Annotated in this window: 9 protein-coding genes; 2 read left to right on the forward strand and 7 right to left on the reverse strand. The window is 68.5% G+C overall.

Features of this window, described 5'->3' with window-relative positions; all coding sequences use genetic code 11:
* Window positions 1–46: 46 nt before the first annotated feature.
* Window positions 47–286, forward strand: a complete 240-nt coding sequence (locus RMP06_RS04375) for a type II toxin-antitoxin system Phd/YefM family antitoxin (RefSeq protein ID WP_310460563.1) — start codon at window positions 47–49, stop codon at window positions 284–286.
* On the forward strand, window positions 283–447 hold the full coding sequence (locus RMP06_RS04380; protein ID WP_310460564.1) for a PIN domain-containing protein: 165 nt from the start codon (window positions 283–285) through the stop codon (window positions 445–447). The genes RMP06_RS04375 and RMP06_RS04380 overlap by 4 nt, the downstream gene beginning before the upstream one ends.
* Here RMP06_RS04380 and RMP06_RS04385 read toward each other — a convergent pair whose 3' ends face one another.
* From RMP06_RS04385 to RMP06_RS04415, 7 genes are read right to left on the reverse strand one after another with little or no spacing between them, the layout of a single operon-like run.
* Complete coding sequence (locus RMP06_RS04385; protein ID WP_310460565.1) at window positions 448–1584, reverse strand: acyl-CoA dehydrogenase family protein; 1137 nt, start codon at window positions 1582–1584, stop codon at window positions 448–450.
* A gap of 38 nt (window positions 1585–1622) precedes the next feature.
* Window positions 1623–2312 carry an SDR family oxidoreductase gene (locus RMP06_RS04390; protein ID WP_310460566.1) on the reverse strand — a complete coding sequence of 230 codons (690 nt, stop codon included), beginning with the start codon at window positions 2310–2312 and terminating at the stop codon, window positions 1623–1625.
* Complete coding sequence (locus RMP06_RS04395; protein WP_310460567.1) at window positions 2309–2965, reverse strand: LysE family translocator; 657 nt, start codon at window positions 2963–2965, stop codon at window positions 2309–2311. The genes RMP06_RS04390 and RMP06_RS04395 overlap by 4 nt, the downstream gene beginning before the upstream one ends.
* On the reverse strand, window positions 2962–4140 hold the full coding sequence (locus RMP06_RS04400) for an acetyl-CoA C-acyltransferase (protein ID WP_310460568.1): 1179 nt from the start codon (window positions 4138–4140) through the stop codon (window positions 2962–2964). Before RMP06_RS04400 ends, RMP06_RS04395 begins: the two co-directional genes overlap by 4 nt.
* Window positions 4137–5948 carry a bifunctional isocitrate dehydrogenase kinase/phosphatase gene (gene aceK, locus RMP06_RS04405; RefSeq protein ID WP_310460569.1) on the reverse strand — a complete coding sequence of 604 codons (1812 nt, stop codon included), beginning with the start codon at window positions 5946–5948 and terminating at the stop codon, window positions 4137–4139. Before aceK ends, RMP06_RS04400 begins: the two co-directional genes overlap by 4 nt.
* Window positions 5949–5962: 14 nt before the next feature.
* Window positions 5963–6649, reverse strand: a complete 687-nt coding sequence (can, locus tag RMP06_RS04410; RefSeq protein ID WP_310460570.1) for a carbonate dehydratase — start codon at window positions 6647–6649, stop codon at window positions 5963–5965.
* 48 nt (window positions 6650–6697) lie between these two features.
* The gene (locus RMP06_RS04415; protein ID WP_310460571.1) at window positions 6698–6979 is read right to left on the reverse strand and encodes a PaaI family thioesterase; all 282 of its coding nucleotides are present in this window, start codon (window positions 6977–6979) and stop codon (window positions 6698–6700) included.
* Window positions 6980–7074: the final 95 nt, after the last annotated feature.

Genomic DNA, 7074 nt, shown 5'->3' on the forward strand with positions numbered 1-7074 from the left:
CGACAGCGCCACCTCAAGCGTGATCACCACTGCGGAGAACCACACCATGCCCGTGACCATCAGCTTCCACGACGCCGAACACGACCTCGCACGGTGGGTCGAGCAAGCCCATGCCGGTCAGGAGGTTGTACTGACCAAGAACGGGCGCCCCTATGCACGCCTGATGCCGCCCGCCGCGCCTCAAGGTCAGCGCCGCGCGGGACGGCTCGCGGGCAAGCTGGGCGATGCCTTCTTCGAGCCACTGCCGCCGGACGAGCTGGATGCCTGGGAAGGCCGTGCCGCATGAGGCTGTTGCTCGACACCCACGCCTTGCGCGCTGGCAGCATGACGGCCACGCACCGCGATCCCTTCGACCGCATGCTGGCAGCGCAAAGCGAGCTGGAGGCGATGCCGCTGGTGACACGCGACCCGGCGTTTGCCGAGTTTCGAACGGCCACGCTCTGGTGATCACCCCGCCGCCAGCGCCCGCCCGATCAGGATCTTCTGCACATCGCTGGTGCCCTCGTAGATCTGGCACACCCGCACATCCCGGTAGATCCGCTCCACCGGAAAGTCGCTGACGTAGCCATAGCCGCCGAAGGTCTGGATCGCCATCGAGCAGACCTTCTCGGCCATTTCGCTGGCAAACAGCTTGGCCATCGCCGCTTCCTTCAGGCAGGGCACGCCCGCATCCTTCATCGACGCGGCGTGCCAGATCAACTGCCGCGCCGCCTCGATCTGCATCGCCATCTCGGCCAGCCGGAACTGCACCGCCTGGTGCTCGAAGATCGGCACGCCGAAGGCCACGCGCTCCTTGCTGTAGCGCAGCGCCGCCTCGAACGCCGCCCGCGCCATGCCCAGGCTCTGCGCCCCGATGCCGATGCGCCCGCCCTCCAGCCCGGACAGCGCGATCTTCAGCCCCTGGCCCTCGTCGCCGAGGCGGTTGGCGGCCGGGATGCGGCAGTGCTCGAACAGGATCTGCGCCGTGTCCGAGCTGTGCTGGCCCATCTTGTCTTCGAGCCGCGCCACCGTGTAGCCGGGCGTGTTCGTGGGAACGATGAAAGCGCTGATGCCGCGCTTGCCAGCCGCCTTGTCGGTCACGGCCATGACGATCGCCACGTCGCCGTGCTTGCCGCTGGTGATGAACTGCTTGACGCCGTGGAGCACGTAGTCGTCACCGTCGCGCACGGCGGTCGTCTTCAGCCCGCCCGCCTCGGAGCCGACGTGCGGCTCGGTCAGGCAGAACGCGCCGAGCATCTCGCCACGCGCCAGCGGCTTGAGGAACCGTTGCTTCTGGTCCTCGTTGGCGAAGCCCATCAGGATCGAGCAGACGGGGCAGTTGTTGACGCTGATCACCGTCGAGGTGCCGCCGTCGCCCGCCGCAACTTCTTCGAGGATCAGCGCCAGCGCCAGGTAATCGAGTCCCGCGCCGTCGTACTCGGTCGGTACGGCCACGCCGTAGCAGCCCAGCGCCGCCAGCCCCTTCAGCTCCGCCGCGGGGAAGTGGTGCTCCTTGTCCCAGCGCGCCGCGTGCGGGGCGATCTGGTCTTGCACGTAGGAGCGGATGGCGTCCTGGATGGCGCGGTGGTCGTCGCTGAGCAGCATGGGGCGGGGCTTTCGGGGTCTTGTGGTGGGAGGCGGACTTACCAGGGCAGCGGCGTGCCGTTGTGGTTCAGGAAGCGGCCGTTGTCGGCGGGGCCGAGCCGGGCGAAGGTGCTGCGCAGCGACGCGGCACTTTCCTCGACCGAGAGCTGCCCCTGCGGCCCGCCCATCGCCGTGCGCACCCAGCCGGGGTGGACGGCGATGCAGGTGGCGCGGTCGGCCAGCGCCAGCGACACGTCCTTCATCACCGAGTTCAGCGCCGCCTTGGACGCGGCGTAGAGCCAGCCGCTCGTCTGGGTGCGCTCGCCGAGGCTGGCCATCACCGAGGACAGGAACACGACCCGCGCCCCCGGCGCCAGCGCGTCCAGCAGTTGCGGCACCACGCGCATCGGGCCGAGCACGTTGGTGTGCATCACCTGGTCGAAGTCGGCGTCGGTCGGCGTGTCGAGCGTGCGCAGGCGCGGGCCGTAGACACCGGCGTTGACCACCACGAGGTCAAACGCCTCGCCGTCGATCTGCCACGCCAGCCCGGCAACACTCGCCATCCGGGCCACATCCACACGCAATGCCTGGGCTCCGAGCGATGTGAGCGCGTGCAAACCGATGTCATCGCGGGCGGTGGCCGTGACGCGCAAGCCCTCGGCGCGGTACTGGCGGACCAGCTCCAGCCCGATGCCTCGCGAGGCACCGACCACGAGCACGGAGGAGGGAGCGGGGGTCGAGGTCGTCATGTCGTTTCCGGATTCAGTCGAGTCAATCGTGCGGCCAGCAGCAGGAACAGCCCGCCGCCCAGCCCGTTCAGCCAGCGCGCCATCCGTGGCGAGCCGAGTCGCTGCAGCCGCGCCGACAGCCCCACCAGCGCCACGAGGAACACCGTCCCCTGCAGCACCAGCCAGCCGCCGAGCGCGAGGAAGGCCAGCGTCTTGTGCGGCGCATCGGCATCGATGAACTGCGGCAGGAAGGCGAGGAAAAACAGCGCCACCTTCGGGTTGAGCACGTTGGTGATCAGCCCCTGGCGGAAGACGGGCCACAGCGGAGCGGATGCCTGTGCGGCCGGCTCAGTGTCCGCCGAGGCGGGGGCAGGGCGCCACGCGCTGCGCAGCATCCCGATCGCCATCCACGCCAGGTATGCCGCCCCCGCCCACTTCACCGCCGCAAACGCCGCCGCCGACACCGCCAGCAGCGCCGCCAGCCCGAACGCCGCCAGCAGCGTGTGGACGACACAGCCCGCCGACACCCCCAGCGCCGCTGCCAGCCCGCCCCGCACGCCGCGCTGCAGCGTGCGCGTGACGACAAACACCATGTCCACGCCCGGCGTGGCGTTGAGCACCAGCACCGTCAGCGCGAAGAGGGGCAGGTCGTGCAGGCCGAGGTCCACCGTCACAGCATCTCCACCGCCAGCGCCGTTGCCTCGCCCCCGCCGATGCACAGTGCCGCCACGCCCTTCTTCAACCCGCGCTGCCTCAGCGCCCCCAGCAGCGTGACGACGATCCGCGCGCCGGACGCTCCGATCGGGTGCCCCAGCGCACAGGCGCCGCCATGCACGTTGACGATCTCGTGCGGCAGCTTGAAGTCCGCCATCGCCGCCATCGTCACCGCAGCGAAGGCTTCGTTGACCTCCCACAGATCGACCTCGCCGGCCTGCCAGCCCGCCTTCTTCAGCGCCTTCTCGATCGCGCCCGCCGGGGCGGTGGAGAACCACGCGGGTGCCTGCGCATGCACGGCGTGGCTGGCGATGCGTGCCACCGGCGTCAGGCCACGCGCCGCCGCGGTGGAGGCGCGCATCAGCACCAGCGCCGAGGCACCGTCCGAGATGCTGCTGGCGTTGGCGGCGGTGATGGTGCCGTCCTTCTTGAACGCGGGCTTCAGGCTGGCGATCTTGTCGAGCTTGGCCTTGAACGGCTGTTCGTCGTACCGGATCACGGTGTCGCCGCCGCGGCCCTTGACGGTCACGGGGGCCATTTCCCAGTCGAAGCTGCCGTTCTCGTTGGCGGCCTTGGCGCGGGTGGTCGAGGCGATGGCGAAGGTGTCCTGCGCCTCGCGGGTGAAGCCGTATTGCTCGACGCATTGTTCGGCGAACACGCCCATGGCCTTGCCGCGCTCGTAGGCGTCTTCCAGCCCGTCGATCGCCATGTGGTCGAGCAGTTGGGTGGCGCCGTACTTCACGCCCTTGCGCGCGAACATCAGGTGCGGCGCGTTGGTCATGCTCTCCATGCCGCCGGCGACCACCACGTCGGCGCTCTCGGCCTGGAGCATGTCGTGGCCGAACATCATCGCCCGCATGCCCGAGCCGCACATCTTCGACAGCGTCACCGCCCCGGCCGACTGCGGCAGCCCCGCCGCGAGCACTGCCTGACGTGCCGGCGCCTGCCCTTGTCCGGCCATCAGGCAGTTGCCCATGAGCACCTCGTTCACCGCGTCGCCGGGGATGCCTGCGCGCTCGACGGCGGCGCGGATGGCCACACCGCCCAGTTCCCAGGCGGCGAGCGATGTGAAGTCGCCGAGCAGGCCGCCGATGGGCGTGCGTGCGGCCGAGACGATGACGATGGGATCGGTCATGGGAGTGCTCCTGTTGTTCCTGGTGTGTTCGGTGTCAGGGATCGGCGCTGGGAAAAACGCTTGTCCTGCTCGTAGGGGAAGACATCGTGGACATGGCCGGCGCGGATGCGCTGCTGGTGGCCTTGCCAGAACGCGGCGTCGAGCAGGTCGCCGTGGTGCTGCAGGAACACGCGGCGCACCGCCGGATTGCCCAGCAGGAACGGCCCGAAGGTCTCGGGGAACACATCCCCGGGGCGCACGGTGTACCAGACCTCGCCGCTCATTTCCTCTTCCTCGTTGCGTGGCTCGGGCACGCGGCGGAAGTGGCAGTCGGTGACGTACTCGATCTCGTCGTAGTCGTAGAACACGACCTTGTTGTGCCGCATCACGCCGAAGTTCTTCCACAGCATGTCGCCGGGGAAGATGTTGGCGGCGACCAGGTCCTTGATCGCGTTGCCGTACTCGATGACGGCGTGTTCGAGCTGCGCGGGCGTGGCGTCCTGCAGGTAGATGTTCAGCGGGACCATCCGGCGCTCGATGTAGACGTGCTTGAGGATGACCTCCTCGTGCCCGTCGCCGTCGCGGTCGGAGATCTCCAGCAGGCTGGGCGCGAACTTCTCGATCTCGGCGATCAGCGCGTCGGTGAAACGCGCCCGCGGAAAGGCCACGTTGCTGAATTCGAGCGTGTCGGCCATGCGCCCGACGCGGTCGTGCTGCTTGACCAGCAGGTACTTGCTCTTGATCAGCGCGCGGCTGGTGTCCTTCTGCGGCGGGTAGAAGTCCTTGATGAGCTTGAAGACAAAGGGGTAGCTCGGCAGGTCGAACACCAGCATCACCATGCCCTTGATGCCGGGCGCGATGCGGAAGGCGTCGGTCGAGTGGCGCAGGTGGAACTGGAAGTCGCGGAAGAACAGCGTCTTGCCCTGCTTCTGCAGGCCGAGCGCGTTGTAGATCTCGCTGCGCGGCTTGCGCGGCATCAGCGAGCGCAGGAACTGCACGTAGGCGGAAGGGATCTCCATCTCGACCAGGAAGTACGCCCGCACGAAGCTGAACAGCCGCTGCAAATCGTCCTCGCCGAAGAGCGCGGCGTCGATGTAGAACGCGCCGTCCGCGGCGTGCAGGATCGGCAGCGCGAACGGCGTCTCGGCGTGGCCGTTGACGATCTTGCCGATGACGTAGGCGCCCTTGTTGCGGAAGAACAGCGAGGACAGCACCTGGAGCTGGAAGTTGGTGCGCAGCCGGTCTCCGCCAATGGCGGCTTCGGCGGCGGTGTGCACGTCATCGAGGTCGCGCTCGAAGTCCTCCCAGCGCCCTTGCAGCCCGAAGTCCCGGACGATGGCGGCCAGCGTGTCGCGCAGCGTCGCGCGGGTCGGGTACCAGGCGCGGAAGGTGGGCTTGGCAGCCGGCTCCTCGTTCTCGATGTACTCGGTCGAGGCCGCCGGGCGCACGAAGATGAAGTCGTTGTGGAAGTAGTCCCGGTGCAGGATCTTGGTCGTGACCGAGTTGAAGAAGGTCTCGGCGAGTTCGGGCTGGTGGTGGTTGGTGAGCAGGCCGATGTAGTGCAGCTTGATCTGCTGCCAGACGTCCATGCCGAGCGAGCCGGCCTGGAACGCGGTCTGCAACCGCTCGGCGGCTTCCTGCACCCGCAGGTCGTAGAACTCGATGCGCTCGCGCTGGGCGCGCTGCTGGCCGTGCCAGTCGGCGCGCTCGAAGCGGTCCTGGGCCTGCGCGCTGGCCTCGCGGAAGAGGCGGTAGTGGCGGTTGAAGCCCTCGATCAGCGCACTGGCGATGTCGAAGGCGCGGGTGTCGGTGAGCTGCTGGGGGAACATCGCCGGGCCTTCGCTCAGTCGGCGTCGCTGTCGCTGTTGCTGTTGCCGAGATAGCGCTGTTGCACGGCCTCCACGGCGCGGGCATGGGCCGGCTCGATGTCGTCGATGCCCGCCACCGTCATGCGCAGGTCTTCGAGCAGGCCGTTGTGCAGGCCGTAGACCCAGCCGTGGATGACAACTTCCTGGCCGCGCTGCCAGGCGTCCTCGACGATGGTGGTGCGGCAGACGTTGCGCGCCTGTTCCAGCACGTTCAGCTCGACCAGTGCGTCTACGCGCCGCTCGGCCGGCACGCGGTCGAGGAAGGCGCGGTGCGTGTTGCGCACGTCCTGGATGTGGCGCAGCCAGTTGTCGGCCAGGCCCACGCGCAGGTTGTTCAGCGCCGCCTTGACGCCGCCGCAGTTGGAGTGGCCCACCACGATGATGTGCCGCACCCGCAGCGCGTCCACCGCGTACTGGATCACCGACAGCGCGTTGAGGTCGCTTGGCACGACCACGTTGGCGATGTTGCGGTGGACGAACAGCTCGCCCGGCAGCAGGTCCACCAGCTCATTGGCTGGCACGCGGCTGTCCGCACAGCCGATCCACAGGTACTGCGGCGTCTGCTGCTTGATGAGGCGGGAGAAGAAACCGGGTTCGCGTTGTTCGGCCTCGGCGGCCCAGCGGCGGTTGCTCTCGAAAAGCTCGTTCAGTTCGGTGCTCATGCGCGGATTGTTGCGTAGCGGCCGGGTCAGCGGGCTGACAACCGGGTTTCAGTGCCGCACGTCGTCGCGACCGGTGACGGTCATCAGCGTGGCCGCCGCGTAGCCGCAGGCCGAGTCGAGCGCGGTGGAGACGATGCCGGCGTGGATGAAGCCGTGCTGCTGCGTCACGCGCGCGCTGTGCGCCAGCGTCATCGCGATGCGGCCGGGGGCCACCTCGACCAGCTCGGCGCCGATCAGCGCCATGGCCGCCTGCTGGGCGAACGACTCGCGCACGCGGGCGGCGTAGTCCGCATCGGCGGGCTGGAAGTCGGGGGCAGGGATGTTCCGCATGGTCGATGATTGACGTTTACGTAAACGTCAATCATAACGACCCGGTCAAAACCGTGGCATCCGGGTTTGTCCCGCCTCGGCCAGCACGCCCAGGG

Origin of the sequence: Sphaerotilus sp. (genome assembly GCF_031429695.1) — a bacterium.
Taxonomy (GTDB): domain Bacteria; phylum Pseudomonadota; class Gammaproteobacteria; order Burkholderiales; family Burkholderiaceae_C; genus Sphaerotilus.

Coding starts and splice junctions, on each gene's coding strand:
- RMP06_RS04380 (WP_310460564.1), top strand. CDS start 283: ATGAGGCTGTTGCTCGACACCCACGCCTTGCGCGCTGGCAGCATGACG.
- RMP06_RS04390 (WP_310460566.1), bottom strand. CDS start 2,312: ATGACGACCTCGACCCCCGCTCCCTCCTCCGTGCTCGTGGTCGGTGCC.
- can (WP_310460570.1), bottom strand. CDS start 6,649: ATGAGCACCGAACTGAACGAGCTTTTCGAGAGCAACCGCCGCTGGGCC.
- RMP06_RS04385 (WP_310460565.1), bottom strand. CDS start 1,584: ATGCTGCTCAGCGACGACCACCGCGCCATCCAGGACGCCATCCGCTCC.
- RMP06_RS04400 (WP_310460568.1), bottom strand. CDS start 4,140: ATGACCGATCCCATCGTCATCGTCTCGGCCGCACGCACGCCCATCGGC.
- RMP06_RS04375 (WP_310460563.1), top strand. CDS start 47: ATGCCCGTGACCATCAGCTTCCACGACGCCGAACACGACCTCGCACGG.
- RMP06_RS04415 (WP_310460571.1), bottom strand. CDS start 6,979: ATGCGGAACATCCCTGCCCCCGACTTCCAGCCCGCCGATGCGGACTAC.
- aceK (WP_310460569.1), bottom strand. CDS start 5,948: ATGTTCCCCCAGCAGCTCACCGACACCCGCGCCTTCGACATCGCCAGT.